27 protein-coding genes are annotated in these 25,598 nt (G+C 60.0%); 20 read left to right on the top strand and 7 right to left on the bottom strand.

The genetic code is table 11. The features are described 5' to 3' along the window. The first annotated feature begins 503 nt into the window (after positions 1-503). From frdA to AB5Y82_RS18930, 7 genes are all read left to right on the top strand, one after another. Positions 504-2,288 (top strand): fumarate reductase (quinol) flavoprotein subunit, encoded by a 1,785-nt coding sequence (gene frdA, locus AB5Y82_RS18960; protein WP_005335056.1) that lies wholly within the window; start codon positions 504-506, stop codon positions 2,286-2,288. Then, positions 2,281-3,015 (top strand): succinate dehydrogenase/fumarate reductase iron-sulfur subunit, encoded by a 735-nt coding sequence (locus AB5Y82_RS18955; RefSeq protein WP_005335057.1) that lies wholly within the window; start codon positions 2,281-2,283, stop codon positions 3,013-3,015. The genes frdA and AB5Y82_RS18955 overlap by 8 nt, the downstream gene beginning before the upstream one ends. 16 nt (positions 3,016-3,031) lie before the next feature. Beyond that, entirely contained in the window at positions 3,032-3,430 is a 399-nt protein-coding gene (locus AB5Y82_RS18950) for a hypothetical protein (protein ID WP_005335058.1), read from the top strand. A gap of 10 nt (positions 3,431-3,440) precedes the next feature. Then, positions 3,441-3,797: a fumarate reductase subunit FrdD gene (frdD, locus tag AB5Y82_RS18945; RefSeq protein WP_005335059.1), complete on the top strand. Its 357-nt coding sequence runs from the start codon at positions 3,441-3,443 to the stop codon at positions 3,795-3,797. A gap of 252 nt (positions 3,798-4,049) precedes the next feature. Next, positions 4,050-4,778 carry a nucleoside recognition domain-containing protein gene (locus tag AB5Y82_RS18940; RefSeq protein ID WP_005335061.1) on the top strand — a complete coding sequence of 243 codons (729 nt, stop codon included), beginning with the start codon at positions 4,050-4,052 and terminating at the stop codon, positions 4,776-4,778. Continuing rightward, on the top strand, positions 4,775-5,242 hold the full coding sequence (locus AB5Y82_RS18935; protein WP_058059223.1) for a YjiG family protein: 468 nt from the start codon (positions 4,775-4,777) through the stop codon (positions 5,240-5,242). The genes AB5Y82_RS18940 and AB5Y82_RS18935 overlap by 4 nt, the downstream gene beginning before the upstream one ends. A 25-nt stretch (positions 5,243-5,267) precedes the next feature. Next, positions 5,268-6,392 carry a M20 family metallopeptidase gene (locus tag AB5Y82_RS18930; protein WP_368174393.1) on the top strand — a complete coding sequence of 375 codons (1,125 nt, stop codon included), beginning with the start codon at positions 5,268-5,270 and terminating at the stop codon, positions 6,390-6,392. Between the two features lie 89 nt (positions 6,393-6,481). Here AB5Y82_RS18930 and AB5Y82_RS18925 read toward each other — a convergent pair whose 3' ends face one another. The 3 genes from AB5Y82_RS18925 to AB5Y82_RS18915 form a co-directional block, all read right to left on the bottom strand. Beyond that, positions 6,482-7,231, bottom strand: coding sequence for a substrate-binding periplasmic protein (locus tag AB5Y82_RS18925; protein ID WP_368174392.1), 750 nt, complete (start codon positions 7,229-7,231; stop codon positions 6,482-6,484). A gap of 91 nt (positions 7,232-7,322) precedes the next feature. After that, positions 7,323-8,549 (bottom strand): winged helix-turn-helix domain-containing protein, encoded by a 1,227-nt coding sequence (locus tag AB5Y82_RS18920; protein ID WP_368174391.1) that lies wholly within the window; start codon positions 8,547-8,549, stop codon positions 7,323-7,325. A gap of 53 nt (positions 8,550-8,602) precedes the next feature. Further along, on the bottom strand, positions 8,603-9,262 hold the full coding sequence (locus AB5Y82_RS18915) for a class I SAM-dependent methyltransferase (protein WP_111900770.1): 660 nt from the start codon (positions 9,260-9,262) through the stop codon (positions 8,603-8,605). Between the two features lie 144 nt (positions 9,263-9,406). Between AB5Y82_RS18915 and AB5Y82_RS18910 the strand changes: the two genes are divergently transcribed. The 7 genes from AB5Y82_RS18910 to AB5Y82_RS18880 all read left to right on the top strand — a co-directional run bounded on the left by AB5Y82_RS18910 (position 9,407) and on the right by AB5Y82_RS18880 (position 16,018). Continuing rightward, on the top strand, positions 9,407-10,081 hold the full coding sequence (locus AB5Y82_RS18910; RefSeq protein ID WP_111900771.1) for a thermostable hemolysin: 675 nt from the start codon (positions 9,407-9,409) through the stop codon (positions 10,079-10,081). After that, positions 10,078-11,574, top strand: a complete 1,497-nt coding sequence (locus AB5Y82_RS18905) for an AMP-dependent synthetase/ligase (protein WP_368174390.1) — start codon at positions 10,078-10,080, stop codon at positions 11,572-11,574. The genes AB5Y82_RS18910 and AB5Y82_RS18905 overlap by 4 nt, the downstream gene beginning before the upstream one ends. Continuing rightward, on the top strand, positions 11,571-12,224 hold the full coding sequence (locus tag AB5Y82_RS18900) for a TenA family transcriptional regulator (RefSeq protein ID WP_005362310.1): 654 nt from the start codon (positions 11,571-11,573) through the stop codon (positions 12,222-12,224). Before AB5Y82_RS18905 ends, AB5Y82_RS18900 begins: the two co-directional genes overlap by 4 nt. A gap of 34 nt (positions 12,225-12,258) precedes the next feature. Beyond that, positions 12,259-13,128: an SDR family oxidoreductase gene (locus AB5Y82_RS18895; RefSeq protein WP_368174389.1), complete on the top strand. Its 870-nt coding sequence runs from the start codon at positions 12,259-12,261 to the stop codon at positions 13,126-13,128. 1 nt (position 13,129) lies between these two features. Continuing rightward, a complete protein-coding gene (locus AB5Y82_RS18890; RefSeq protein WP_201987357.1) occupies positions 13,130-13,762 on the top strand; it encodes a tetratricopeptide repeat protein in 633 nt (210 codons plus the stop codon). A gap of 130 nt (positions 13,763-13,892) precedes the next feature. After that, positions 13,893-14,579 (top strand): response regulator, encoded by a 687-nt coding sequence (locus tag AB5Y82_RS18885; protein ID WP_111900775.1) that lies wholly within the window; start codon positions 13,893-13,895, stop codon positions 14,577-14,579. Continuing rightward, positions 14,576-16,018: an ATP-binding protein gene (locus tag AB5Y82_RS18880; protein ID WP_368174388.1), complete on the top strand. Its 1,443-nt coding sequence runs from the start codon at positions 14,576-14,578 to the stop codon at positions 16,016-16,018. Before AB5Y82_RS18885 ends, AB5Y82_RS18880 begins: the two co-directional genes overlap by 4 nt. A gap of 94 nt (positions 16,019-16,112) precedes the next feature. Here AB5Y82_RS18880 and AB5Y82_RS18875 read toward each other — a convergent pair whose 3' ends face one another. From AB5Y82_RS18875 to AB5Y82_RS18865, 3 genes are all read right to left on the bottom strand, one after another. After that, entirely contained in the window at positions 16,113-17,405 is a 1,293-nt protein-coding gene (locus AB5Y82_RS18875; protein WP_368174387.1) for a phospholipase, read from the bottom strand. A 33-nt stretch (positions 17,406-17,438) separates the two neighbouring features. Next, on the bottom strand, positions 17,439-17,915 hold the full coding sequence (locus AB5Y82_RS18870) for a CesT family type III secretion system chaperone (protein WP_236758015.1): 477 nt from the start codon (positions 17,913-17,915) through the stop codon (positions 17,439-17,441). Between the two features lie 138 nt (positions 17,916-18,053). After that, on the bottom strand, positions 18,054-18,548 hold the full coding sequence (locus AB5Y82_RS18865) for an ATP-dependent zinc protease (protein ID WP_368174386.1): 495 nt from the start codon (positions 18,546-18,548) through the stop codon (positions 18,054-18,056). A 381-nt stretch (positions 18,549-18,929) separates the two neighbouring features. On the opposite strand from AB5Y82_RS18865, the gene AB5Y82_RS18860 reads away from it, so the two are divergent. From AB5Y82_RS18860 to AB5Y82_RS18840, 5 genes are all read left to right on the top strand, one after another. Next, positions 18,930-19,973, top strand: a complete 1,044-nt coding sequence (locus AB5Y82_RS18860) for a GMP reductase (RefSeq protein ID WP_005348017.1) — start codon at positions 18,930-18,932, stop codon at positions 19,971-19,973. A 96-nt stretch (positions 19,974-20,069) separates the two neighbouring features. After that, a complete protein-coding gene (gene earP / locus AB5Y82_RS18855) occupies positions 20,070-21,278 on the top strand; it encodes an elongation factor P maturation arginine rhamnosyltransferase EarP (protein ID WP_368174385.1) in 1,209 nt (402 codons plus the stop codon). 45 nt (positions 21,279-21,323) lie between these two features. Beyond that, a complete protein-coding gene (gene efp, locus AB5Y82_RS18850; RefSeq protein ID WP_005335100.1) occupies positions 21,324-21,890 on the top strand; it encodes an elongation factor P in 567 nt (188 codons plus the stop codon). A gap of 134 nt (positions 21,891-22,024) precedes the next feature. Next, complete coding sequence (locus AB5Y82_RS18845; RefSeq protein WP_368174384.1) at positions 22,025-22,789, top strand: DUF3530 family protein; 765 nt, start codon at positions 22,025-22,027, stop codon at positions 22,787-22,789. Between the two features lie 132 nt (positions 22,790-22,921). After that, positions 22,922-23,878, top strand: a complete 957-nt coding sequence (locus tag AB5Y82_RS18840; RefSeq protein WP_368174383.1) for a D-2-hydroxyacid dehydrogenase — start codon at positions 22,922-22,924, stop codon at positions 23,876-23,878. Positions 23,879-23,958: 80 nt separating this feature from the next. Here the strand turns inward: AB5Y82_RS18840 and AB5Y82_RS18835 are convergent, their stop codons facing one another. Further along, on the bottom strand, positions 23,959-24,441 hold the full coding sequence (locus tag AB5Y82_RS18835) for a YMGG-like glycine zipper-containing protein (protein ID WP_323936622.1): 483 nt from the start codon (positions 24,439-24,441) through the stop codon (positions 23,959-23,961). A gap of 487 nt (positions 24,442-24,928) precedes the next feature. Between AB5Y82_RS18835 and AB5Y82_RS18830 the strand changes: the two genes are divergently transcribed. Next, on the top strand, positions 24,929-25,531 hold the full coding sequence (locus AB5Y82_RS18830) for a nitroreductase family protein (RefSeq protein ID WP_368174382.1): 603 nt from the start codon (positions 24,929-24,931) through the stop codon (positions 25,529-25,531). The last annotated feature ends 67 nt before the right edge of the window (positions 25,532-25,598 follow it).

The following is a 25,598-nucleotide window of genomic DNA, read 5'->3' as shown; positions in this document are numbered from 1 at the left end:
GCAAAAGGGGCCGTACAGGCCCCTTTTATTTTTCTAAATAGCGCTTAATTTTCAGTGAGTAATCTCACATTACCCGCCAAATACCCCGCCTTGAAATCCTTGTAATTCGTCTGGAATTATCAGATCACAGCCGTGGTCACCGCAGCATTTCGGATTACCTATTTCTATTCGAATAGATAAATGCCAATAATTCTCATTAAAAAATTACAATAAAAAACTTAAAATTTTTTTCGCGAGTACCTAAAAAGAGAGGTGATTCGCATTTTATTGAAAGAAAACTACGTACAATCCAGAAGTTAAAGTACTCGTAGCTAGGTGTTCAACTGCTCAATAACACCAAAAAATGACGATAATAACGACATTTTCATCCAGGGATTTGGGTGTTTTATAGAAAAATAACCAATAAAAAGGGAATAAAACCTAGCAGTTTGACTTGCATCAAGCCTGAATTTTTTTCATAGAGCAAAATCGTGCCCAGCAAATCTATCCCTAAGGAGGCAGATGTGGATATTATCAAGACCGATGTGGCCATCATCGGTGCTGGCGGTACCGGCTTACGCGCCGCTATCGCTATAGCCGAATCACAGCCAGACCTGGACATCGCCCTGATTTCCAAGGTTTACCCGATGCGCAGCCACACGGTTGCTGCCGAAGGCGGCGCCGCCGGTGTCGTCCGTGATGACGACTCCCTCGAAAACCACTTCAACGACACCGTCTCCGGTGGTGACTGGCTGTGCGAGCAGGACGTAGTGGAATACTTCGTCAACAACGCAACCAAAGAGATGATCCAGCTGGAGCACTGGGGTTGCCCCTGGAGCCGCAAGCCGGATGGTAAAGCCAACGTGCGTCCGTTTGGTGGCATGAAGGTTCCCCGTACATGGTTCGCCGCAGACAAGTCCGGTTTCCATATTCTGCACACCCTGTTCCAGACCTCCGTCAAATACCCGAGCATCAAGCGCTTCGACGAGCATTTCTGTCTTGATCTGATCGTGGACGACGGCCGTGTCCAGGGCGTACTGACCTTCGACATCCAGAACGGTATCACCCGCTTCATCCAGGCCAAATCCGTGATCGTGGCCACTGGTGGCGCTGGCCGTGTCTATCGCTACAACACCAACGGTGGCATCGTCACCGGCGACGGCATGGCACTGGCCTACCGTCACGGCGTACCGCTGCGTGATATGGAGTTCGTCCAGTATCACCCGACCGGTCTGCCGGGCACCGGCATCCTGATGACCGAAGGTTGTCGTGGTGAGGGTGGCGTCCTGCTGAACAAGGATGGCTACCGCTACCTGCAAGACTACGGCTTGGGCCCGGAAACCCCGATTGGCCAGCCGAAGAGCAAATACATGGAGCTGGGTCCGCGCGACCGTGTTTCCCAGGCATTCTGGCAAGAGCAGCAGAAAGGCCGCGTCATTCAGGGCCCGATGGGCGATGTGGTTCACCTCGACCTGCGTCACCTTGGCGAGAAGTACCTGAAAGAGCGTCTGCCGTTCATCTGCGAACTGGCCAAAGCCTACGTCAACGTGGATCCGGCCAAAGAGCCTATTCCGGTACGTCCGACTGCCCACTACACCATGGGTGGTATCGAGACTGACAACAAGTGTGCCACCCGTCTGCCCGGCCTCTACGCCGCGGGCGAATGTGCCTCCGTCGGTCTGCACGGTGCCAACCGTCTGGGTTCCAACTCCCTGTCCGAGATCGTGGTATTCGGCAAGCTGGCCGGTGAGCAGGCAGGTGAATTTGCCAAGACTCAGAAGCATGGCAATACCGAAGCCCTGGCCGCCAAGGCCGAGGCGCTCATCAAGCAGCACCTCTCCCTGATGGACGTAGACGGTACCGAAAACCCGGCCGATATCCGCAACGAGCTGGGCATGTCCATGGAAGCCGGCGTCGGTATCTACCGTACCGAAGAGCTGATGCAGGGCACCATCGACAAGATCAACGAGCTGAAAGCCCGTTACAAGAAGGTCAAGATCAACGACAAGTCCTCTGTCTTCAACACCGATCTGCTGTACGCCATCGAACTGGGCTACATGCTGGACGTGGCTGAAGCCATGGCGCACTCCGCCATCAATCGTAAAGAGTCCCGCGGTTCCCACCAGCGTCTGGATGGTTACGAAGAGCGCGATGACGTGAACTTCCTCAAGCACACGCTCTCGTTCTACAAAAATGGCGAAACGCCCTCCATCGATTACTCCGATGTGAAGATCACTAAGTCCCAGCCGGCAAAACGCGTGTACGGCTCCGAGGGTGAGAAACAAGACGAGGCTAAGAAGAATGGCTGAGATGATTGAAATTGAGATCCTGCGCTACCGTCCGGAACAGGATAACGAGCCCTGGATGCAAACCTTCCAGGTGCCATACCAGAGAGAGATGTCTCTGCTGGACGCCCTGCAGTACATCAAGGATCACCTGGACTCTACCCTGAGCTTCCGCTGGTCCTGCCGAATGGCGATCTGCGGCTCTTGCGGCATGATGGTCAACGGTGTGCCAAAGCTGGGTTGCAAGGCGTTCCTGCGCGACTATCTGCCGGGCAAGATGACCGTCGAGCCGCTCAACAACTTCCCGATCGAGCGCGATCTGGTGGTCGACATGTCCGACTTCATCGAGAAGCTGGAGAGCATCAAGCCGTACATCATCCCGAGCGAACCGCGCAGCCTGTGTGATGGCGAGTACATCCAGACTCCGGCCCAGATGGCGCAGTACAAGCAGTTCTCCCAGTGCATCAACTGTGGTCTCTGCTACGCGGCCTGCCCGCAGTACGGCATCAACAAGAAGTTCACCGGCCCGGCGGCACTGGCTCTGGCCTATCGTTACAACGTCGACAACCGTGATGCCGGCGCCAAAGAGCGTATGCGCATCATCAGCCAGGACGAAGGCGTCTGGGGCTGTACCTTCGTGGGCTACTGCTCCGAAGTGTGCCCGAAGGGCGTCGATCCGGCAGCGGCCATCCAGCTTGGCAAGGTCGAAAGCGCCAAGGACTACATGATCGCCATGTTCAAGCCAGATTGAGAGCAGGATTGAGACCATGAACAACACTGATAGCAAACGTAAACCTTACGTCCGCGAAATGAAGAAAGACTGGTGGCTGAAGAACGCCTTCTACACCGGTTACATGATCCGTGAAGGCACCAGTATCTTCGTCTCCATCTACGCCGTTGTGCTGATGTGGGGCCTGATGCGCCTGGTTCAGGGTCAGGAAGCGTTCAACGGCTGGCTGGAATCCCTGCAAAGCCCGATCGCCATCCTGTTCCATGTCGTCGCTCTGGCGGCGTGCCTGTTCCATGCCAAAACCTGGTTCGCCCTGGCGCCGAAAGCCATGCGTATCTTCCGTGGTGAAGACCTGGTACCGGAGAAGCCGATCGTTCTCGCCCAGTATGTGGCGCTGGCGGTGGTGTCCCTGCTTGTCCTGATCATCGTGGCCTGAGGAGAAAACAATGAGACGTTCTGACGAACCAATTTACTGGGGTCTGTTTGGTGCGGGTGGCATGGTCGTTGCCATGCTGCTGCCGGTCATTGTCCTCATCACCGGTCTGCTGGTGCCCATGGGCATCATGGACGTGGAAACCATGAGCTATGACCGCGTGCACGCGTTCGCCAGCTCCTGGTGGGGTGCCTGCATCCTGCTGGTGATCATCGCCCTGCCAGTCTGGCACGGTATGCACCGTATCTACCACGGTCTGCACGATCTGGGGATCCACACCACCAAGCTGCACCACTATGTGTTCTATGGCTTTGCCTTCCTGGTATCTGCCATTAGCGTCGGCTTGCTGATGGTGCTGGTACTCCAGTAATCACATCTGACTGATTGACCAAACCGGGCCTCGTGCCCGGTTTTTTATTGTCCCGCTATCCCGCCCCTGCTTTTTATTCACTCAAACAATTCAATAAAAACCAGATTATCGTCCAAGCATATGGCGATCACAGTCACATAACCCCAATACATTCGTCATTTGTAGCAAACCATTTTGACCACCATCAATTTAGTGACATCCATATCAATTATAATTATTCAGATTAAATAATTATTCATATGGAGCTAGCTAATGACAGACAAGACACGCTCGGTGAGCATAGGCAGTTACCTGGCACTGGCCTTCGCCGTGGTCTTCTTCTCCGGACTGTTGCAATCCGGCGAGTGGTACGGGGTATTCGATTTCACCACGCTGAACGGTTCGTTCGGTACCATGGTCCAGAGCGTCAGCGAGAATGGTGACGGCATCAAGACCGCCATGACCGACATGCGCGGCAAGGGGGGCAACGGCGCTCGCGATGGCTTTCTGTTTGCCCTGACCCTGATCCCCACCGTGATGTTTGCCCTCGGCATGATCAATGTGCTGGAACACTACGGCGCGCTGGAAGCGGCCCGCAAGTTGCTGACCCCGCTGCTGCGTCCGCTGATGGGGATCCCGGGCAATACAGGTCTGGCACTTATCGCCTCCCTGCAGAGTACCGATGCTGGTGCCGCCATGACTCGTCAGCTCAAGGATGAAGGGCTCATCACCAAGCGTGAAACCGACGTATTCACCATGTTCCAGTTCTCCGCTGGTGCCACCATCGTCAACTTCTTCTCCTCCGGCGCCGTGCTGTTCACCCTGACGCTGGCGGATGGCAGCCCGGCGGTCAGCTCCTCCATCGGTCTGGCTGTCATCGTGATGTTCGCCTTCAAATTTGTCGGGGCCAACCTGTTCCGGGTCTACCTCAATATGAGCGAAGGCAAGCAGACCGATAACAACACCCAGCAGACCCTCAACACTCAGGAGCAAGCCAAATGAGCCAGGCCAACATCAAGAAACCCATCGTTACCGATATCTTCGTCGAAGGAGCCAAGAAGGGCTGGGTCATCGCCACCACCTCCACCGTACCCAACGTACTGATGGCCTTCGTCATCATCAAGGCGCTGCAGATCACCGGCGCGCTGGATGCCATGGGCGCCATCTTCTCCCCCATCATGGCCATCTTCGGGCTGCCCGGTGAGGCGGCAGCCGTGCTGATCGGCGCCTGGATGTCGATGGGCGGCGCGGTCGGTGTGGTCATTACCCTGTTCGATCAGGGGATCCTCAACGGCACCCACATCGCCATTCTGGCGCCAGCCATCTACCTGATGGGCTCCCAGGTGCAGTACATGGGCCGCATCCTCGGCTGCATCGGCACCGAAGGGCGTTACATCCCCATCATGGTCGCCATCTCGGTACTCAACGCCTTCGGCGCCATGCTGGTGATGAACATCCTTCTCTGACCCGAACCTGATAGTGGAGCAAACAATGACTTTTTCTCTGGATCAATACCTGACCGAACTGGCCCCGCTGATCAATCTGGATTGCGGATCCCTGCACCAGCCGGGCATTGCGGCAGTGGCCGACCTGATGGCCGCCAAATATGAGGCGATGGGTGGCTGGCAGATCAAGCGGGTCGACTGCGGCGCCGCCGGGGTGGGGCTGGAGATCCGCAACCAGCCTGATGCGGCACAGATCGATGTAATGCTGATCGGCCATATGGATACCGTCTTCCCCCTCGGCACCGCCGCCGCCCGCCCGATGAGCGTCGATGGTGAGCGCGCTTACGGCCCCGGTGTCTCCGACATGAAATCCGGCCTGCTCAACATCGTCTATGCCCTGCGTGAACTGCCCCGCGAGGTGCGCGATCGCCTGAGCATCTGCGTCTGCATGAACCCGGACGAGGAGATTGGTTCCCTCCACTCCAGTGACTGGCTGGCAGCGGTGGCCAAACAGGCGAAACAGGTGCTGGTGGCCGAAGCGGCCCGCGCCGATGGCTCGCTGGTCAAGGCGCGCAAGGGGATGGCCCGTTATCGCATCGACTTCACCGGCAAGGCGGCTCACGCGGGCAACGAACCGCAGAAGGGGCGCAGCGCCATCACCGAGCTGGGCCACTGGATCCTGGCCATCAACGCCCTGACCAACTTCGAGAGCGGCACCACCCTCAACATCGGCATTGTCGAGGGGGGCAACGGCGCCAACATAGTGCCGGCCCATGCCAGCGCCGTGGTAGACGTCCGTTTCTGGGACAATCAGGAGTACCACCAGATCGACGATCATCTGCTGACCCTAGCCGAGCGGCCCCATCTGGACGGCGTCACCATCCAGCTGACCCGCGAGGCCCACAAACCGGCCATGGTGCCGTCAGAGGGCACTCAGGCACTGATGCTGCTGGTGGAAGAGTGTGGTGCAGAACTGGGACTGCCGATCAGCTGGCAGGAGGTGGGGGGAGGCTCCGATGCCAACCTGACCGCCGCCCTCGGCATCCCCACTCTGGATGGTCTGGGCCCTATCGGTGCCGGTTTCCACAGTGACGAGGAGTTTCTGGATCTGGCCAGCATTGCCCCGCGCATCGAACTGCTGGTGAAGGTACTGACCCGTCTGGCGGCCTGACAGCCTCTCACGTAAAAAAGGGCCAGCCGGTTTGCACCGGCTGGCCCTCTGTTTATCTGCTCCCCCTGAATGACAGCAACCCTTCGCTATTACTCCATCGGCGGCAAGAATCGGCGCATCACCTCATCCGTATGCCCCCCTTCCTGAAATGCCACCAGCGACTGATTGAGGATATTCACCAGCTCGTGGCCGCGGGGGGAGCCCTTGCTCACCAGCAGATAGAATCCCTTGCGGCTGGGCAGGGCGAGATTGAGCAACCCGCTCTCGCTGCGGTAGATGCCAAGGCTGATGCCTGCCACCAGAGGTTCGATTTCGCTCGGCAGAAAGTCGCAGCGATCCCGCTCCAGCATATCGAGCGCCTGCTGCAACTGCTTGACCCGGCGTGGCTCCTGCGCAAGCCCGTAGGGTGTGTAGTTGTAGCCAATCACCCCGCACACCCGGGAACGATTGACCGTCTGCAGATCCGGCGGTTCGGGGTAGCGGCGCTTGAGATAGAAGAAACCGAGGTGGGTGTAGTAGAGGGGAACGCTGTAGAAGGCAAACTCGGCCCGCTCCGGCTTGTAGCTGGCATCCCAGGTCAGCTCGCACAGACCATTCTGGCGAAAATCCGCCAGCTCCTGCTGCACCCGCGCCCAGGGCAGATAGCGGATCTGGTGCGAGAGCCCGCTCTGTTGCAGCGCATCGAGCACCAGCGTCGTCGCCGAACCTGTCAGGCGGCTGGTATCGGGCACCCCGTCATTGCGCTCCCAGTAGGTAAAGGGGGCCCACTCGTTGCCCTCCCCCAGACAGATCTTCACTGGCGGCTCCTGCCCCCATAGCGCGGGGGACAAGATGGCCATCGCCAATCCCGCCCACCATGTTGCCGCTCGTCTCATCTCCCGCTCCCGGACTGTGTATCCCTCTTGCAGCTTAGCCCAGAAGGGATAGATCTCACTTTGCAGGGGCGCTTTCATGCCACAATGTCAGCAAATTGGCCGGAATGGCACCATAACGGAGCTGCGAGGTCTGGTGCCAGTCAGCCAGCTTTTGCAGGGCTTTCGCCAGATCCTGTGCAAGCTGGCGGGTCACTCTCACCCCGGCTTCCAGGTAGAGGCTCTTGATCTCGAAGATCCCCTGCTGGCGATGGGCCTTGGCATCCATCCTGCCCACCAGCTTGCCGCGATGGAGCAAGGGCAACACGAAGTAGCCATACTGGCGCTTGGGGGCCGGGGTATAGCATTCGATGCGATAGTCGAAGTTGAACAGTTCACTTGCCCGCTTGCGATCCCACACCAGCGGATCGAACGGCGACAAGGCGGTGGTATGGGTTGCCTTGAGGGTGCCCGCCTGTGCCCTTGCCAGCTCATCAGCCAGAGAGGCATGCACAAAGGCGCCGTGCTGCCATCCCTCCACTCGTACCGGCAACAGCTCCCCCTCGTCCGCCAGTTGATGGAGCAAGGCGTCATATTTGCCACGCCGAAGCCGGTAGTAATCAGCGACCCAGCCAGTTTTGACCAGCCCCAATGCCCGGCAACTGGCGCGCACCATATCCCGCTGCGCCTGCTCGACGTTTGGCAGGTCCCGCTGGTCGCTCCACTCGGGGATGACCCGCTCGGCCAAGTCATAGACTCGCTGAAAGTTGCGCCGCTCCCGCACCATCAGCTGACCGCTGGTAAACAATACCTCCAGATGGCGCTTCTCCGGCTTCCAGTCCCACCAGCCATTCCCCTTGCCGGTTGTGCGTTCAAAGTCAGCAGCCCGCACCGGGCCATGCTGGCGAATGCGCTCGATAAGCTGGCCAATCTCCTGCTGATGGGTAGCGAGCCAGTTGGCCGAAAACTTCCAGCCCATGGCGACGGGGTCGAGCATCCGGTGGCGCAGCAGCCGGTAATCTTCACGGGGAACGAAACAGGCCTCGTGGGCCCAATATTCGAAGATCTCGCCGTCGGCCAGCAACTGCTCCAGCCAGCGAGGTTCGTACTGGCCGAGACGGCTAAAGAGCACCAGATAGGGACTGCGCGCTACCACCGAGATGGTGTCTATCTGCAGCAGCGCCATGCGGCGAATGGTGGCCAACAGATCGGCCGGGGTCGCCTTGCAGCGACGGGGGGCAAGCAGCCCCTGCGCCGCCAGTTGCAGATGACGGGCATCCTGCAGTGAGAGGTGGGGTATGGACATGAAAACAGGGCATCCGTTCCAGAAGTCAGGCGATCAGCATGCCCAATCCATGATCAAATGAATACACCCTGTTCAGGTTTGGTGAACACCGCCACATCTGCGTGGGGGAAGCTGAGCTCGGCCTGCCAGCGAGCGGCCAACACCTGAAACGATGCTTCGGCAAAGAAGACGATGTGGGTCGGGTCGTGGCGATAGCGCCAGTTTTTAAACCGCTCGTCACTGAGCACCCGCTGGGTCTGCAGCACCAGCAGGCCGCCGGGCTTGAGGCAATCCCACAACTGCGCCAGCACCGTGCGTGGCTCGGCAATATGCTCGATCACCTCGGTACTGGTGATGAAGTCATACTGACGCGTCAGCAACTCTGGAAAATCGGCGTAGAACTTGTCATACCCCGCCATCTGGTAACCCGCCTCATGCCCCATCGCCACCAGCGCAGGGCCGGGACCGCAGCCAAAATCAAGGCCGCAGGCAGGAGTTGGCACCCGACTCAGTACCTCGCCAAATGCCCGCATCAAAAAAGTGCGATAGCGGGGATCATCCACCCGGTTGTCGTGACCGTCATAGACCGCTTTCTCCGCCACCTCATCCAGATGATCCGCCTCATCCAGCCAGACCAGCTCGCACGCGAGGCAGCGATGATAGCGCTTGCCCGCCACCGGCAGGGGATAACTGCGATGGCTGGCACACAGGGGGCAGCTGACGGTGGATGACATGGCGGTTCCTCTTGGGGGCTTCCTGTTGGATAACAGCGGCGCAGATTGCCTGCCCGCTGCCTCGCTGACAACTTTTTTTGCTCCTTAAGGGTTTCTTAAGTTTGCCCTTTTACTCTCAAACCATCGCAAGAGAAGGAGTCACCCATGACCATCGAGATCCAGGCCCCCTACCGATTGCTGCTAGCCAAGTCCCCGCAGCAAGTCATGGCGCTGCAAACCTATATCCAGGCCGCCTACACCCTCGAGTTCAACGCCCGCATCCCCCATTTTCTCCCCTGTCTGCTGGGGCTCTATCGGGCGGACGGGGCGCTGGTCGGTGCCTGTGGTCTCAATCATGCCAGTGAGGGGCCTCTCTATCTGGAACAGTATCTGGAGCAACCCATCGAGGCCGCCATCAACACCCGCCTCGGGGTCTATCCGGCACGCAACCGCATTATCGAAGTGGGCAATCTGGCCTGCAGCGAACCGGGCAATGCCCGTCTGATGTTCGCGGCCCTGTGCCGCCTGCTGTGTGAAAACGCCCTCGACTACGTGGTCTTTACCGGCACCGCCAAGCTGCGCAACAGCTTTGCCCGCCTGCAACTCAATCCGGTGGAGCTGGCCCCCGCACAGGCCCATCAGGTGGGGGCCGACGCCGACGCCTGGGGTGAGTACTACCGTTGCCAACCCAAGGTGATGGTGGGCGACATCAATCAGGGGCGCGAGGTGCTGGCCCAGCGCAGCCTGCTGCTCAATCTGCTGGCCCCCATGCCGACCCTGTTTGACGATGCCGGCGAGAGCAGTGATAACCAGACCCATCAAAAAAGGTGCGCCCAATGAGCCTGTTCGACGCCATCGCCAAACATGCCCACGAGGATCCGCAATCCCCTGCGCTGCTGAGCAGCCAGCAGCGTCTCGATTACCAGACCCTGTGGCAACAGATCCAGCGTCTGGCCAGCCAGCTGCAACAGCTCGACATCAGCCGTCTGGCGCTGCAACTGGACAACGGCCTGCCCTGGGCGCTGCTGGATCTCGCCTGCACCCGCGCAGGTATCGTGGTGATCCCGGTGCCCCACTTCTTCAGCCTTGAGCAGCAAGATTGGCTTCTGAAGAGCAGCGGCGCCGATGCGCTGGTGGGCCCATATCATCAGGGGTGGCATGCCGCCAAACCGCTCTCGCTGATCACCGGCGAGCTGCCACTCTGGCGCCACGCACCGGCTAATCGACCGGCGCTGCCCAAGGGCACCGCCAAGATCACCTACACCTCTGGCACTACGGGCCAGCCCAAGGGCGTCTGCCTGTCACTGACCCAGATGATGGCGGTAAGCCATGCGCTGGCCGAGCGTGTCGCGCCAGCCAAGGTGGAAAAACACCTCACCCTGCTGCCGCTGGCGACCCTGCTTGAGAACATCACCGGTCTCTATGTACCGCTGCTGACCGGCGCCTGCAGCCGCATTCCGTCCCTCGGGGAGCTCGGTTTCACCGGATCCAGTTCGCTCAATCCAGCCATGCTGGGGGAGGCCCTGCTGCGCTGGCCGACCCACAGTCTGGTGTTGGTGCCCGAACTGCTGCGCCTGCTGCTGGCGCTCTGCACCAGCACACCGACGCTGGCCCAGCAGCTCAAGAGCCTGCGCTTTATTGCCGTCGGTGGCGGCAAGGTAGCACCCGACCTGATCAAACATGCCCGCCAGCTCGGCCTGCCGGTGTATGAGGGATATGGCCTCTCGGAGTGCGGCTCCGTGGTGGCGCTCAACAGCACGGATGCTGACAAGCCAGGCAGCGTCGGCCGCCCCCTGCCCCACTGTCAGGTCACCATCGCCAGCGACGGCGAAATTATGGTGAGCGGCAGTGCCATGCTGGGCTATCTCGGCAGCAACGAACCGACTCCCGAACAGATCGCCACCGGCGAACCTTCTGCCATGCAGATCGCCACAGGCGATCTGGGTCATCTGGATGATGAAGGCTACCTCCATATCACCGGGCGCAAGAAGAATGTCCAGATCACCGCCTTTGGCCGCAACTTCTCGCCAGAGTGGGTGGAGGCCGAGGCCCAGCTCTGCCCCGCCATCGCTCGCATCGTGGTGTTTGGCGATGGTCAGCCTGCCAACGTGGCGCTGATCCAGCCCCTGCCGGGCAAAGAGGCGGATCTGCCCCACCAGATCGCCGGTCTGAACCAGCGGCTGCCCGATTATGCCCAGCTGCACCACTGGTTGCCGGTGGCACTCGACCAGCATCCCGGCCTGCTGACCGCCAACGGGCGCCCCCGTCGCAACGAGATTTACCAACACTTTTCCCGGCAAATCAGCCAATGCCTTACAGGAGAATCGTCATGAGCTTCTATCAGACTCTGCAACAAGCCACTGCCAGTGAGCGTGAACATCTGTTCAACGCCCCCATCATCGAAGCCTGTCGCCGTGGCGATATCAGCCGTGACACCTATCTCGCCTTTCTGGCGCAGGCTTACTACCACGTGCGCCACACAGTTCCGCTGCTGATGGCAACCGGCGGCAAGCTGGGTCAGGAGTACGAGTGGGTGCGCGGCGCCATTGCCGAGTACATCGACGAGGAGTATGGCCATCAGGAGTGGATCCTCAATGACATCCGCGCCTGTGGCGGCGATGCCGAGGCGGTGCGCCACGGCCAGCCCGGGCTGCCCATCGAGCTGATGGTCGCCTTCCTCTACGACCAGATCCAGCGCGGCAACCCCATGGGCTTCTTCGGCATGGTACAGGTACTGGAAGGCACCAGCGTGGCCATCGCCCTCACCGTCGCCGACCAGCTGAAAAAGGGTCTCGGCCTGCCCCCCCAGGCGATGAGCTACCTGAGTTCCCACGGCGCCCTAGATCAGGAGCACCTCAAGTTCTTTGAATCCCTGATGGATCGGGTCGAGAGTCCGGCGGATCAGGCCGCCATCATCCACGGGGCCAAGGTGGTCTACCGCCTCTATGGCGAGATGCTCTACAACCTCACCGCCACACCGTAAGTCGGTAGCAGACAGCAAAAAGGGAATCCACACCATGAACCTTGAAGGGAAACTCGTGCTGCTCACCGGCGCCAGCGGTGGCATAGGTGAGGAGCTGGCGCAGGAGCTGGCGGCCCAGGGGGCACACCTGCTGCTGCACGGACGTCGCGGCCCGGCACTGGAGCGGCTGTGCAAGTCACTGCCTCATCCCGAGCGCCATCAGGTGGTGCTCGCCGACCTCGGCTCTGCGCAGGAGCGGGCCAAGCTGTTGCAACACCCTGCGCTGGAGGACGGGATCGACATCCTGATCAACAACGCTGGCTGCAACCAGTTTGCCTGGCTGGAAGATCAGAGCTTCGAGCAGGTGGAGCGCCAACTGCTGCTCAATATCGAGGCGCCCATCCAGCTCACCCGTGCCCTGCTGCCAACCATGCGCAAGCCGGGGATCATCATGAACATGGGCTCGAGCCTGGGCAGCATCGGCTACCCCGGTTACAGCGTCTACTGCGCCAGCAAATTTGCCCTGCGGGGCTTTAGCGAAGCACTGGGACGGGAGCTGGAGAGCAGCGGCATCAAAGTGCTGCATTTTGCCCCCCGCGCCACCCGCACCAAGCTCAACTCCGAGGCCGCTTACGAGATGAATGCAGCGCTCGGCACCCAGACCGACAGCCCGCAGGAAGTGGCCGAAGAGGTGGTCATCGCCCTGTGCAACGAAACCCGCCGCAGCTGGCTCGGCTGGCCGGAAAAACTGTTCGTGCGACTCAATGCCCTGCTGCCCGGCATCGTCGACAAGGCGCTGGCCAGACAGCTGCCGATCATCAAACGTTATGCCCGTCATCTTCAGCCAGGGACGGCTGATGCCGGCGCAAACAGTGCGCCACAACCAGACTTGTCCCGCCCGATCCCGACCAAGAAGGAGCATTAATATGAATTTTGTCCGTCAATCAGTGACCTCTTGTGCCATCGCCATCCTGCTGGGGTCCTCCTCGGTCATGGCCGCGGGTGATGCCCTCGTCCCCATCCAGCAACAGTGGGCCGTCTGCCAGTATCAACAGACCGGCAAGGCGAAAGAGAGCTGCCTCGAAACCCTGAGCACCCAGGCCGAAGCGGCCAGCGCCAAGGAGCCCTTTCGCGCCGACCTGCTGATCTGGTCGGCCATCGTCAAGAGCACCTGGGCTGGCGCCAAGGGCGGGCTGGGAGCGCTGGGGCTGGTGAAAGAGGCCAAGGCCAAGCTGGAGCTGGCGCTCAAGCAGGATCCCAAGGCGCTGGACGGCTCTGCCTATACCAGCCTGGGCTCCCTCTACTATCAGGTGCCCGGCTGGCCGGTCGGTTTTGGCGATGACGAAAAGGCAGAGCAGCTGCTCAAGCAGGCGCTGGCCATCAATCCGGATGGCATCGACCCCAACTTCTTCTATGGCGACTTCCTGCTGGATCAGGGTCGCAAAGCCGAGGCCAAAACCTACCTCGACAAGGCGCTGGCCGCCCCGGCCCGCCCGGGCCGCGAAGTGGCCGACGAAGGGCGCAGAATGGAGATCCGCGATCGACTGGCCAAGCTATAAAACCCTGATGGATCAAAGAACTATTTAAACTCTGCCCACCAGCTTGCATACTGGTGGGCAGGGTTGTTTATGCCACGGCACGCCCTGGCGCTGAGCCAGATCGCCACACCCAACAAACAGGGAGAAAAGAATGCGGATCCTGCTGGTAGAAGATGATGTGATGCTGGGGGATGGTATGCAGGATGCACTGCGCCATAGCGGCTACACGGTGGACTGGCTGCAACAGGGGTTGCCCGCTCTGGCAGCCCTCAAGAGCGACGAGTTCGCCGCCCTGATCCTCGATCTCAATCTGCCCGACATCGATGGCCTCAGCCTGCTGCGCAAGTTGCGGCGTGAAGGACACCAACTGCCTGTGCTGATCCTCACCGCCCGCGATGCGCTGGACGATCGGGTGGTCGGCCTCGATGCCGGCTCCGACGACTACATGGTCAAGCCCTTCGCCCTGCAGGAGCTCAACGCCCGCCTGCGCGCGCTGGTGCGCCGCAGCAAGGGGCAGGCGCAAGCGGTGCTGGAGTATGGCGACATCCTCATCTATCCCGAATCCCAGCAGGTCACCTATCAGGGGGAAGCTGTCAAACTCACCCCCCACGAATACAAGCTGCTGCAGGAGCTGATCAGCCAGAGCGGCCGGGTGCTGAGCAAGGATCAGCTGCAACAGAGCCTCTACGGCTGGGATGAAGGGGCCGAGAGCAACGCGGTAGAGGTGCATATCCACCATCTGCGCAAGAAGTTTTACAGCGACCTCATCCGCAATATTCGCGGGGTCGGTTACATCATTCCCCAGCTTGAGCAGGCCAGCCGGAGTGCCCCCCGATGAAAAAACCGCGCTCCATCCGCCGCTTTCTGCTCACCGGTATCCTGACGCTGGTGAGCCTGAGTCTTACCATCAGCGCCTTTATCGGCTACATGGAGGCGAGCCACGAAATGGAGGAGCTGTTTGATGCGCGCCTAGCCCAGTCGGCCCGCATCACCAACCAGCTGCTGGCCCGCTACATGGCCCAGCAGGGGCAACTGCCCGCCAACGGTACCGTCTATCAGGAGTGGGAGGCGCAAAATCCCGATGAGTGGCAAAAAGACCTCAGCCTCAACCTGACCGGCGAGGATCGGGAGATCACCCCCTACGGCCACGAGTTCGAACGCAATCTCTACTTCCAGCTGCTCGATGAAAAGGGCGGCCTGCTACTGCGCGCCCCCAGCGCCCCGGAGCAGCCGCTGGTCACCCTGGCCATCGGCTTTGACACGGTCGAAAAAGATAACCACCAGTGGCGCACCTTCACTCTCTACAACCAGCAGGAGCAGACCTGGCTGGTGGTAGCCGAGCGGGACGACGAGCGCAGCGAACTGGCCAGCAAGATGGCCACCCTCACCATGCTGCCGCTGCTGATCACCCTGCCCTTCCTGCTGGCCCTGCTCTGGTGGCTCATCACTCGCGGGCTGGCCCCCCTTCGTCAGCTGGCCCAGGCCATCAGCGAACGTCACCCCGCCAACCTGAGCCCCCTCAGCCTCAAGATAAGCGCTCAGGAGCTGACGCCTCTCACCAACGAGATCAACCGGCTGATGCAGGCGCTGGCGGAGACCATAGAGCGGGAGAAACAGTTCACCAACGAGGCGGCCCACGAGCTGCGCACCCCGTTGGCGGTGCTGCGCATTCATAGTGAAAATGCCCTTGCGGCCATTGATGACGCCAGTCGCCAACACTCCCTGCACAAGATGTTGCAGGCCCTAGACCGCAGCGATCGGCTGATCCGCCAACTGCTGACCCAGGCCCGTATCGACAACCAGCAGGGACTGGTATTGACCGAGCTGGAGATAGGCCACCTGCTGCAAGGCACCCTCGCGACCCTGGCACCCATCGCGCTCAAGAAGGATCAGCAGCTGTCGCTGGAGTGTGAATTGCCGCAGCTGGTGATGGGGCAGGCCACCCTGCTCGAGCTGCTGTTCAGTAATCTCATCGACAATGCGCTGCGCTACACCCAGCCAGAGGGCGAGATCAGGGTACGGGTACTGCGAGAGGGCAACCGGGTGAGGGTGGATGTGAGCGACAATGGCCCCGGCATCCCCGCCAGCGCCTTGCCCCGGCTGTATGAACGCTTCTTTCGGGTCAATCCCCAGCAGGGGGATGGCGTCGGCCTTGGCATGGCCATCGTCTCGCGCATCGCCCAGTTGCACGGCGCCGACCTCGATGTCCACAACCGACCGGAAGAGGGGCTGGAGGTGAGCGTCTGGCTACCGACCCACACCCACTCCCAGTCCTGATCCGAAAATGACAACGCCTCCCGAGGGAGGCGTTGTTCATGGATCGTTCGCACGCTGACGCTACACGACTTGTTGCGGCGCCATCACCCGTAGATCAGGCAAGCAGCGCATCCAGACCTGCCGTCACCGCCTCCATGCGATGCCCGCCAGAGTGTTCAATCACATAACGCTTGCCCACCTGGGAAGAGGCATCCAGCCCGAACACACCGTGCTCCACCTTCTGGCTCAGCGGATCCCCGCTGGTGTTGACGTGGGTGACATTGGCATCGTCCAGCTTGTGAGCGAGGCGATCCCGCAGCCCAACATGCAGCCCCATGCTGTTGAACGCCGTGACCTTGAGCCCGTGCTTGATGCCGGCATATTGCGCCAGACCGCCCCCCAATGAGTGGCCTAGCATCTCGACCTTGCCGCCATACTGCTGGGCAAAGGCCTTGACCAGCCGGTCGGCATCTTGAAACGCGCTGTCCTTGATGCCAAGGGCCGCGCCAGCATCGCTCTTCAGGGTGCCGGGGCGTTTGGCAGGCTGAGTGCCCACAAACGAGAGCACCATGGTATCGCCACGCTTGTAAACGGCGACCTTGAGCGCAGACCAGGCATCACCTGTCAGGATAAAGGGGTCATTCTCGTTCTTGCCCGGGGTGACATGAAGTGTCAGGGCACTCCCGGTGCCACCGGAACCATCTTCACGGCGGGCCAATATCGAAGGGGGAATATCTGCCAGCGTGGCGTGACTGTAGCCTGCCGGCATCTCCCGATAACTGCTGGAGCAGCTGACCCGCGCCAGCTGGGCCGCATCCATCACCGCTCTCGCCCCCTCGGCAGTCAGCGGTTCCTGCTGCGCCTTCGCCACGAAGGCCGGTTTGATGATCCCCTTGGCGGCACTCAAGGCCTGCTGTGAGCCTTGTTGCAACCGCTCTGACATACCGAGCGGCAGATGGGAGGCCCCCTTCATCACGCTCCCCGCCAACCCCAGAGAGGAGGAGGCCACCAGACGCGCCGCTGACTCGCCAAGGTTTTTCACCCCGGCCACTCCTGCCGTCACCGCACCGCTGGCCACGCTGCTGACACCACCGGTGATATTGGCCAGCCCTTTGATGATGGCACCCGTCCAATAACGGGCCTTGCCCTTGGCACTCTGGGCATGGGAATCATGGCCGCCCTGGATGGCGATGCCAATCTTGCGAGCCGGGGCACTGAGGGTCAACCACTTGAGCGAGGTATTCAAGACCTTGCCCGGCTGAACCCGGGAGCCGAAGCCGAGACTGGTATAGTGAGAGGCCAGATTGTGATGAACCGAGTGCTGGCGCGATGAGGATTGCACCTCGCCATGCTCATGAGAGGCTACAGCGCTAGCACGCTGGGGTTGTCCAATGCTTTGAATAGACATCTTCTACTCCTGATTAATACCAATGACGATCCATCAACACGGGATCATGACGCCAGATAACGGGGAGGGAATGGCAGCTGTCTCCTGCCGGGCGTTCAACGCCTGCAATTGCGTCTGCAAGGTGACGCCGAGATCAAGAAATTCGCCCAGGGTCTGCATAAACAGAGTTTTATCGAGCATTTCGATAAGAGAGGAAAAGGTCAGCACCAGATGGTTGCTGCGACTGTCCAGACTGATCTGGCTCCCCCCCGTGGTCAAACCAAACATGTTCAGCTCAAGGGCCGAGCGGGTCAGCTGCAACTGACTGACCGCATCGTCAGGCAGACTTAGCAAGGGGATATAGAGGTAGCATGCCTGCAGCTCATCGTTATCGGGCACTTCGACCAGGCACTCGCCATCCAGACCGAATGGCACACGACAGTGGCCATCGCTGCCCAGACTCAAGGCTACGCCCTGCTGTTCGCCCGCGAGCAATAGCCATTCAGATACGATTTGTTGATAGGGTTTCACTATGATGCACTCCACGCTCAAGCCCTTGCTGGCGAACGAGCTCGCACGCTTCAGGGTATGGTGGAGATGCTACCTCTGGTAGAGGGGCGGGGATTTAGCTGTGAAACGGCGTTTTTTAGATTCACGCCGAAATTGCCCCTAACGGCAGGCGGGCTGTACGGTAAAGGTTCGACTGGCATCCACCGGGCCCAGCTCCGCCAGCAGACGTCGGCCCAGCAGCACCGGATAGATCATCTTGCTGCGATCCCGCAGGGTAAACCACTCCTCATACACCTTGTCCCCCAGACAGATGGACATGGTCACCGTTGGCCGCTGCTCCATACCGCCCGCCCCGCGCACCGTCACGCTGCGCTCGACCCTCCGCTCGAACTGTTGCTTGACCAGTTTGCCGCTGTCGGCATCGGTCACCACCAGCATGAAGCGCACCCAGGGCTTGCCATCCCGTTTGAATCTGGTGATGGCGCGTGCATCGAGGGAAGAGGTAAGCGCCCCGGTGTCGAGCTTCATCTTCACCGCCACGCTGGTAGGCAAAATAAGTCCCTTCTCGATCCAGCCATAGCTGGTCGGGGTCTCTGCCAGCACACTGCCACACAGTGCCAGCATCAGGGTGATCCCCACCATCATCTTGCCCATTTTACTGCCCTGCCTTGTCAATCCTGCGCCCAGATCTACCACAGTCCCATTGTGGGTCAATCCGATTTATTTCAGCTACTTGGATAATATCTGGCAGGTCAGGAGAGAGACGACAAAGAGTGGCCGAACGGCGGCCCAAGCGAGCGGGAATATCGAAGGAGAGCAAGGCACCGAACGGTGCTGGATGAAACTGGTGGTTAACCTCAGGTTGTGACGCCAAAGGCTACCACAAGGATTTACAAATTATCAGTCTTGTTCTGAAGGGATTTTTGCCTACACTGTTGTAAACCGGAGGGCCTGAAAACCACCGGTTTTTTTGCGCCTGCCGAAAATTTGCCACTGCAAAAGTGACTTTCAACAAGGCTCAATAAGGAATTTGTAATGCGTATCGAAGAAGACTTGAAGCTCGGTTTCAAGGATGTCCTGTTCCGCCCCAAGCGCTCTACTCTCAAGAGCCGTTCCCAAGTAAGCCTGACCCGTCAGTTCACCTTCAAACACACTCAGACCCAATGGCAAGGCGTACCCGTTATCGCCGCCAACATGGATACCGTCGGCAGCTTTGCCATGGCGCGTACGCTGGCCGGTTTCGAGATGATGACCGCGGTACACAAGCACTACAGCCTTGAGCAGTGGCAAGCTTTCGTCAACGAGACCGACCCGGCGCTGCTGGGCCACGTGATGGTCTCCACCGGCACCTCGGCTGAAGATTTCGCCAAGACCCGCCAGATCCTCGCCATGTCCGAAGCGCTGCGATTCATCTGTGTCGACGTTGCCAACGGCTACTCCGAACACTTCGTCGAGTTCGTGCGCAAAATTCGTGAAGCCTGCCCCAACCACGTCATTCTGGCGGGCAACGTGGTGACCGGCGAGATGGTCGAAGAGCTGATCCTCTCCGGCGCCGACATCGTCAAGGTTGGCATCGGCCCGGGCTCGGTCTGCACCACTCGCGTCAAGACCGGCGTCGGCTATCCGCAACTCTCCGCCATCATCGAGTGTGCCGATGCAGCCCACGGCCTTGGCGGCCAGATCGTCGGTGACGGCGGTTGCACCTGCCCGGGCGACGTCGCCAAAGCCTTCGGCGGCGGCGCCGACTTCGTAATGCTGGGCGGCATGCTGGCAGCCCACGAGGAGTGCGGTGGCGAGATCGTCGATGTAGACGGCGAACCCTTCATGAAGTTCTACGGCATGAGCTCCTCCAGCGCCATGGACAAGCACGCTGGTGGCGTCGCCGAATACCGCGCCTCCGAGGGAAAAACCGTACTGCTGCCCTACCGCGGCCCGGTCGAGAACGCAGTGCGCGACATTCTGGGCGGCGTGCGCTCCACCTGTACCTACGTCGGTGCCAGCCAGCTGAAAGAACTCACCAAGCGCACCACCTTTATCCGGGTTCGCGAACAAGAGAACAACGTCTACGGCAAAGAGTAACCTGCCACAGACCGCCGTCACGCGCTGACGGTTAGAAGCCAGTCAACCGGTGTGCTACCCTGCGCACCGGTTTTTTTGCATCCGGGATCCCGAGCCATGACAACTCCCCTGCCCCCGTTTGACTGGGACATCTTCTGCTGCGTCGTCGACAACTTCGGCGACATCGGCGTCACCTGGCGACTCGCCCGCCAGCTAAAACGAGAGGGGAATATAGCGGCACATGGCGATGAGGTTCAGGTGCGGCTCTGGGTGGACGATCTGGCAAGTTTCGCCCGCATCTGCCCAGGGCTCGACCCGGCGCAGGATGGCCAGTGGGTCGAGGGCATCTATATCCAGCACTGGCATGAGACCCTGCCGAGCGACATGACACCGGCCAAGGTGGTGATCGAGGCCTTTGCCTGCGAGCTGCCCGCCCCCTTCATTGAACGAATGGCCGAGCTGATGGCGAGCCAACCCAGCCCCCCATGCTGGCTCAATCTGGAATACCTCTCGGCAGAGAGCTGGGTCGAGGATTGCCACGGCCTCGCCTCGCCCCAGCGTGTTGGCAATAAAAGCCTCAACAAATACTTCTTCTTCCCGGGCTTTACCGCTAAAACCGGCGGCCTTTTGTGCGAGAACGACCTCATCGCCGAACGGGAGCAGTGGCAGCAAGATGATGCGGGACTGGCAGCCTACTGGGCCAGCCTCGGTTTACCGCCCAGACAAGAGAACGAGCTGCGGGTCAGCCTCTTTACCTACGAGAGCGATGCGCTGCAAAGCCTGGTCGAGAGCTGGTGCCAGAGCACCACGCCCGTCACCCTGCTGCTGCCGCTGGGACGTTCTCTCAACGATGTGCTGCGCGGCGCAAGCCTTGAAGATGCCATCACCACCGCCAAGGCGGGGGAGCTGCTCCACTCGGGCAACCTCACCATCAAGCTGCTGCCGATGACCGATCAGGCTGGTTACGATCGACTGCTGTGGAGCTGCGATCTCAATCTGGTGCGCGGGGAGGACTCCTTCGTGCGGGCCCAGTGGGCCGCCCGTCCTTTCCTCTGGCATATCTACCAACAGGAGGAGGAGGCCCATCTGATCAAGCTGGAGCAGTTCCTTGACCACTATCTTGCCGATCTGCCTGCCGATTGCGCCCAATGGCTGCGCCGCTTCAATCTGGCTCTCAACCGTGGCGAAGATTGCGGCGAACTTTGGGCCCAATGGCCCCGATATAGCGCCATTTGGCAGCAACATGGGCGAAACTGGTCACAGAAGTTGCTCCGGGACGGGGATCTCGTCACGAGGTTGGTGAAATTTTTAGAAAGCCGTATATAATCTGGCAGTTTTTATCCGTCCGTTTCACGAACAGGAATTTTTTACATGAAAACCGCACAGGAAATCCGCGCTGGTAACGTAGTCATGATCGGCACCGAGCCGATGGTGGTTCAGAAGGCTGAATTCAACAAATCCGGCCGTAACTCCGCCGTGGTCAAAATGAAGCTGAAGGGCCTGCTGAACGGCAGCGCTACCGAGACCGTCTTCAAGGCCGACGACAAGCTGGACGTTGTTCAGCTGGAACGTAAAGAGTGCACCTACTCCTACTTCTCCGACCCCCTGTATGTCTTTATGGACACCGAGTACAACCAGTACGACGTAGAGAAAGACAACCTGGGTGACGTGCTGAACTACCTGGTAGACGGCATGGAAGATCTGTGTGAAGTGACTTTCTACAACGAGAAAGCCATCTCCGTAGAACTGCCGACCACCATCGTGCGCGAAGTTGAGTACACAGAGCCGGCTGCCCGTGGCGACACCTCCGGTAAAGTGACCAAGCCTGCCCGTCTGAAAGGCACTACCTACGAGCTGGCTGTTGCCGCTTTCGTAGAGATCGGTGACAAGATCGAAATCGATACCCGCACCGGTGAATTCAAGCGTCGCGTCAACTAATTGACCGCTTTGAATTGATTGCAAAAAAGCGAGCCTCCGGCTCGCTTTTTTATTGCCTCCGAGTTGCCATCACACCGCCCGCCTTCAGAAAATCCCGCCGCCGCCGCTAACCCAGATAACCGGGGGAGCACACTATGGCCAGATTATCCTTATCACTGCTGTTATTGACCTTGCTGGCTGGCCATGGGGCAGAGGCGAGCGAGGTTGCGCCCCCCGTTGCCGAACCTATGCCCCTCGACCACTGGCAAGCGAGCGACTGGAAAGGGTTGCCCGATGCCACCCAAATCGACAAGCAGACGGTGCTGTTCGCCAAACACGACAGTGAAAACTATGTGGGGCTCGCCATTTTACTGCCCGACTGGCAGCGCAGCGGCCAGCTCTGGCAACTGACTCGCGCCCTCGGCCGACTGGGCTTTGATACCCTGCTGCTGCTGCCCTCCCCCCAACAGACCGAACTGGACCCAGCCGCCGAGAAAAAAGCGAAAAACAGCGATACATTTCGCAAACAGTTTGCCGAGCGGATCAGCAAGCTGGCGGATGCCAAGCTGCAGGAGGGGGGCTTCAAGCTGATCCTGGCGCAAGGCACAGGCGCCGCCTGGACCGCCAACCTTATCGCCAGCGAACAGTTGCCCGCCCCCGACGCGCTGGTGCTGCTCGATGGCTTCTTCCCCAATCAGCAGAGCAATCAGACCCTGGCCAAACAGGTGGCTCAGGCGGCCATCCCCACTCTAGACCTCTATCAGGAGGATGGCGGTCGCTGGCCACGGCTGGCCGCCGAGGCCCGCAGAAGCGAGAGCCGGCGCAGCCACAAGCTCAATTATCGCCCCTACGCCCTGATGGAACTGGGCGAAACCCCTACCCGCATTCAGGGGTGGCTCAACCATCTGGGCTGGCTCTGACCTCGGGCCACAAAGCACGCGCAACATCACATCTGCCGGAGAAAGCCCACCCGCCATGGCGCGGCATACTGGCCCTGATGGCGCCCTTTTTGGCATCATGACGGTTCAAACCCGAATATGGCAGGAAGGTACATGCAGCAGATTGTGTTTCTCGACAGCGATACCCTGGATGCGGGCATCACCCTGCATCATCCCGACTTTCCCCACCACTGGCAGAGTTATCCCAGCACAGCCCCGGAACAGGTGGTCGAGCGGCTGAAAGATGCCAGCATCGCCATCATCAACAAGGTGCGCATCGGCGCCGCCGAGCTGGCCCAGTTGCCAGAGCTCAAACTCATCGCGCTTGCCGCCACCGGCAGCGATAACGTGGATCTGGAAGCGTGCCGCGCCGCCAACGTCGGGGTGTGCAATATCCGCAACTACTCGGGCCCCTCGGTGCCAGAGCACGCCATGGCGCTGATACTGGCCCTGTCGCGCAACCTCTTCTGCTGGCGCCAGTCGCTGCTGGAGGGGCGCTGGCAACAGAGCGGCCAGTTCTGCTTCTTCGACCACAACATCATGGATCTGCACGGCAAGCAGCTTGGCATCATCGGTAAGGGAACTCTGGGACAGGCGCTTGGCGAGCGGGCCAAAGGGATGGGGATGACAGTGCGTTACGCCCAAAGCCAGGTCGGCGCCAGTCACGGCGAGGATCGCCTCCCCCTCGACGAGTTGCTGCAAAGCTCGGACGTCATCAGCCTGCACTGCCCGCTCACCCCCTACACCCGCAACCTGATTGGCGAGCGGGAGCTGGATCTGATGAAACCTGGCGCCCTGCTGATCAACGTCGGCCGTGGCGGGCTGGTGGATGAGGAGGCGCTGCTGCAAGCACTGGCCAATGGCCGCCTCGGCGGTGCCGGTTTCGATGTGGCGAGCGTCGAACCGCCGCCTCCCGACCATCCCTTGATGAAGGCGCTGCAATACCCCCACTTCATTCTGACCCCCCATGTGGCCTGGGCCAGCGAGGAGTCGATGCAGCGTCTCGCCGATCAGCTGATCGACAACATCAACGCCTTTGCCGCCGGTCGCCGCCAGCACCGGCTGGTGTAACCGCACGAGCGAGTCACCACACAATGCAAAACGGGGCCAACAGGCCCCGTTTTGCATCTTTCGCACTCACTGCGCGCACATCAATCGTCGTCGTGCCATCTGTGCTTCTTATGCTTTTTGTACTTCTTGTGGTGCTTGTGATGGTGATGATCATCGTCATCATCGTAATAGCGATCCTGGCTCTTGTGGCCATCGCCGGTCTTGGCACCGATGGCCGAACCGCTCGCCCCGCCGACCCCGGCGCCGATCAGCTGACCGGTATCACCACCGACACTCTTGCCGATAGCAGCACCACCCAGCGCCCCCACAGCGCCGCCAAGGGCCGCTTCATTCTTGTTGCCCTTGTTGGCCGTCGCAGCCCCACCGGCAGCACCGCCCAACGCAGCCCCCACCAGCGCACCGGTATCACCACCCAGCTCCTTGCCAATCATGGTGCCCGCTACTCCGCCTGCACCGCCACCCAAAATGGTATTGAGGGTCTCGGAGGCGTGCACGGTCGTGCTGCCAGCCAGCAAGGTGCCCAGCAGTGCCAGTGCGCGAAGAGCACGCGAATTCATCTCCATGGGTACTCCTGTCAAATCTGATTAATTTCCTCTGCACTATACAAACCGGCAGGCAGCAAACCAGTGGGTGACTAGCGGCAAGTAGATTTTCACTTGAAACCCGGCAATAGGCGTGACCGGCAAGTCCGAATTCAATCTCTTGAATAACCACAAGAAATTTTCTATTTCACAGGTATGGCGCGTCCCTCGGCAGGGGCGGGAGGCTGTCGCAGCTCCACCCCAACTACTGGCGATCGGACAGCTCCTGTCACCTGCGCAGGGTTGGGTGGCGCAATCTCAGCTGGACTGGCAGTTCAGCGCGCCTCAACCCCGTTCACTGGGGAGCAACAGGATCGCCTATGTGCGGGGTGTTAACCCTCAGTTGAAAGTGTCACCACTGCATGTAAACGCCCGGAAGATAATCGGGTGGTATAGTCTATAGCTTGAACAACAGGGGATGGCTGGCCACAAGGCTGGCGCCCGGTGACTATCAAGCAAAGGAGATGTTATGAGCAGTCCGTTTATCGAACAGATCAAAGCACGTCGTACCATCTATGCCCTGGGCGACCAGGTGTCCCATACGCCGGAGCAGCTGACGGCCCTGATCCAGGATGCCATCAGACACAGCCCCTCCTCCTTCAACTCCCAGAGCTCCCGCGCCGTCATCCTGTTTGGCGCCCAGCACCACAAGCTGTGGGATATCGTCAAAGCCGAGCTGAAAAAGATTGTGCTGCCAGAGGCCTATGCCCAGAGTGAGGCCAAGGTAGATGGCAGCTTCCGCGCAGGCTTCGGTACCGTGCTGTTCTTCGAAGACACCGACGTCATCAAGGATCTGCAGCAAAAATTCGCCCTCTACGCCGACAACTTCCCCATCTGGTCGGAACATGCCACCGGCATCGCCCAGTTTGCGGTCTGGACGACGCTGGCGCAGGAGAAAGTCGGCGCCTCCCTGCAGCACTACAACCCGCTGATCGACGAGGCGGTACGCAAGGAGTGGAACCTGCCCGCCAGCTGGCTGCTGCGTGCCCAGATGCCCTTTGGCAGCATCAAGCAACCGGCCGGTGACAAAACCTTTATCGACGACGCTACCCGTTTCCGCGTTTTCAAATAACCGTTGAGAAAGCAAAACGCCCCCGCATCTCGGGGGCGTTTTCATTTCGACATCAAGAGTGCGGATA

Source organism: Aeromonas sp. s13 (assembly GCF_040907905.1).
Lineage (GTDB): Bacteria > Pseudomonadota > Gammaproteobacteria > Enterobacterales > Aeromonadaceae > Aeromonas > Aeromonas veronii.
The sequence above is the reverse complement of the archived record's forward strand: the minus strand, read 5'-3'. Positions and strand labels throughout refer to the sequence as shown.

Excerpts from the sequence above, each read along its gene's own strand:
- AB5Y82_RS18955 (WP_005335057.1), top strand. The coding sequence starts at position 2,281 with ATGGCTGAGATGATTGAAATTGAGATCCTGCGCTACCGTCCGGAACAG.
- AB5Y82_RS18950 (WP_005335058.1), top strand. The coding sequence starts at position 3,032 with ATGAACAACACTGATAGCAAACGTAAACCTTACGTCCGCGAAATGAAG.
- frdD (WP_005335059.1), top strand. The coding sequence starts at position 3,441 with ATGAGACGTTCTGACGAACCAATTTACTGGGGTCTGTTTGGTGCGGGT.
- AB5Y82_RS18940 (WP_005335061.1), top strand. The coding sequence starts at position 4,050 with ATGACAGACAAGACACGCTCGGTGAGCATAGGCAGTTACCTGGCACTG.
- AB5Y82_RS18935 (WP_058059223.1), top strand. The coding sequence starts at position 4,775 with ATGAGCCAGGCCAACATCAAGAAACCCATCGTTACCGATATCTTCGTC.
- AB5Y82_RS18930 (WP_368174393.1), top strand. The coding sequence starts at position 5,268 with ATGACTTTTTCTCTGGATCAATACCTGACCGAACTGGCCCCGCTGATC.
- AB5Y82_RS18925 (WP_368174392.1), bottom strand. The coding sequence starts at position 7,231 with ATGGCCATCTTGTCCCCCGCGCTATGGGGGCAGGAGCCGCCAGTGAAG.
- AB5Y82_RS18920 (WP_368174391.1), bottom strand. The coding sequence starts at position 8,549 with ATGTCCATACCCCACCTCTCACTGCAGGATGCCCGTCATCTGCAACTG.
- AB5Y82_RS18915 (WP_111900770.1), bottom strand. The coding sequence starts at position 9,262 with ATGTCATCCACCGTCAGCTGCCCCCTGTGTGCCAGCCATCGCAGTTAT.
- AB5Y82_RS18910 (WP_111900771.1), top strand. The coding sequence starts at position 9,407 with ATGACCATCGAGATCCAGGCCCCCTACCGATTGCTGCTAGCCAAGTCC.
- AB5Y82_RS18905 (WP_368174390.1), top strand. The coding sequence starts at position 10,078 with ATGAGCCTGTTCGACGCCATCGCCAAACATGCCCACGAGGATCCGCAA.
- AB5Y82_RS18900 (WP_005362310.1), top strand. The coding sequence starts at position 11,571 with ATGAGCTTCTATCAGACTCTGCAACAAGCCACTGCCAGTGAGCGTGAA.
- AB5Y82_RS18895 (WP_368174389.1), top strand. The coding sequence starts at position 12,259 with ATGAACCTTGAAGGGAAACTCGTGCTGCTCACCGGCGCCAGCGGTGGC.
- AB5Y82_RS18890 (WP_201987357.1), top strand. The coding sequence starts at position 13,130 with ATGAATTTTGTCCGTCAATCAGTGACCTCTTGTGCCATCGCCATCCTG.
- AB5Y82_RS18885 (WP_111900775.1), top strand. The coding sequence starts at position 13,893 with ATGCGGATCCTGCTGGTAGAAGATGATGTGATGCTGGGGGATGGTATG.
- AB5Y82_RS18880 (WP_368174388.1), top strand. The coding sequence starts at position 14,576 with ATGAAAAAACCGCGCTCCATCCGCCGCTTTCTGCTCACCGGTATCCTG.
- AB5Y82_RS18875 (WP_368174387.1), bottom strand. The coding sequence starts at position 17,405 with ATGTCTATTCAAAGCATTGGACAACCCCAGCGTGCTAGCGCTGTAGCC.
- AB5Y82_RS18865 (WP_368174386.1), bottom strand. The coding sequence starts at position 18,548 with ATGGGCAAGATGATGGTGGGGATCACCCTGATGCTGGCACTGTGTGGC.
- AB5Y82_RS18860 (WP_005348017.1), top strand. The coding sequence starts at position 18,930 with ATGCGTATCGAAGAAGACTTGAAGCTCGGTTTCAAGGATGTCCTGTTC.
- earP (WP_368174385.1), top strand. The coding sequence starts at position 20,070 with ATGACAACTCCCCTGCCCCCGTTTGACTGGGACATCTTCTGCTGCGTC.
- efp (WP_005335100.1), top strand. The coding sequence starts at position 21,324 with ATGAAAACCGCACAGGAAATCCGCGCTGGTAACGTAGTCATGATCGGC.
- AB5Y82_RS18845 (WP_368174384.1), top strand. The coding sequence starts at position 22,025 with ATGGCCAGATTATCCTTATCACTGCTGTTATTGACCTTGCTGGCTGGC.
- AB5Y82_RS18840 (WP_368174383.1), top strand. The coding sequence starts at position 22,922 with ATGCAGCAGATTGTGTTTCTCGACAGCGATACCCTGGATGCGGGCATC.
- AB5Y82_RS18835 (WP_323936622.1), bottom strand. The coding sequence starts at position 24,441 with ATGGAGATGAATTCGCGTGCTCTTCGCGCACTGGCACTGCTGGGCACC.
- AB5Y82_RS18830 (WP_368174382.1), top strand. The coding sequence starts at position 24,929 with ATGAGCAGTCCGTTTATCGAACAGATCAAAGCACGTCGTACCATCTAT.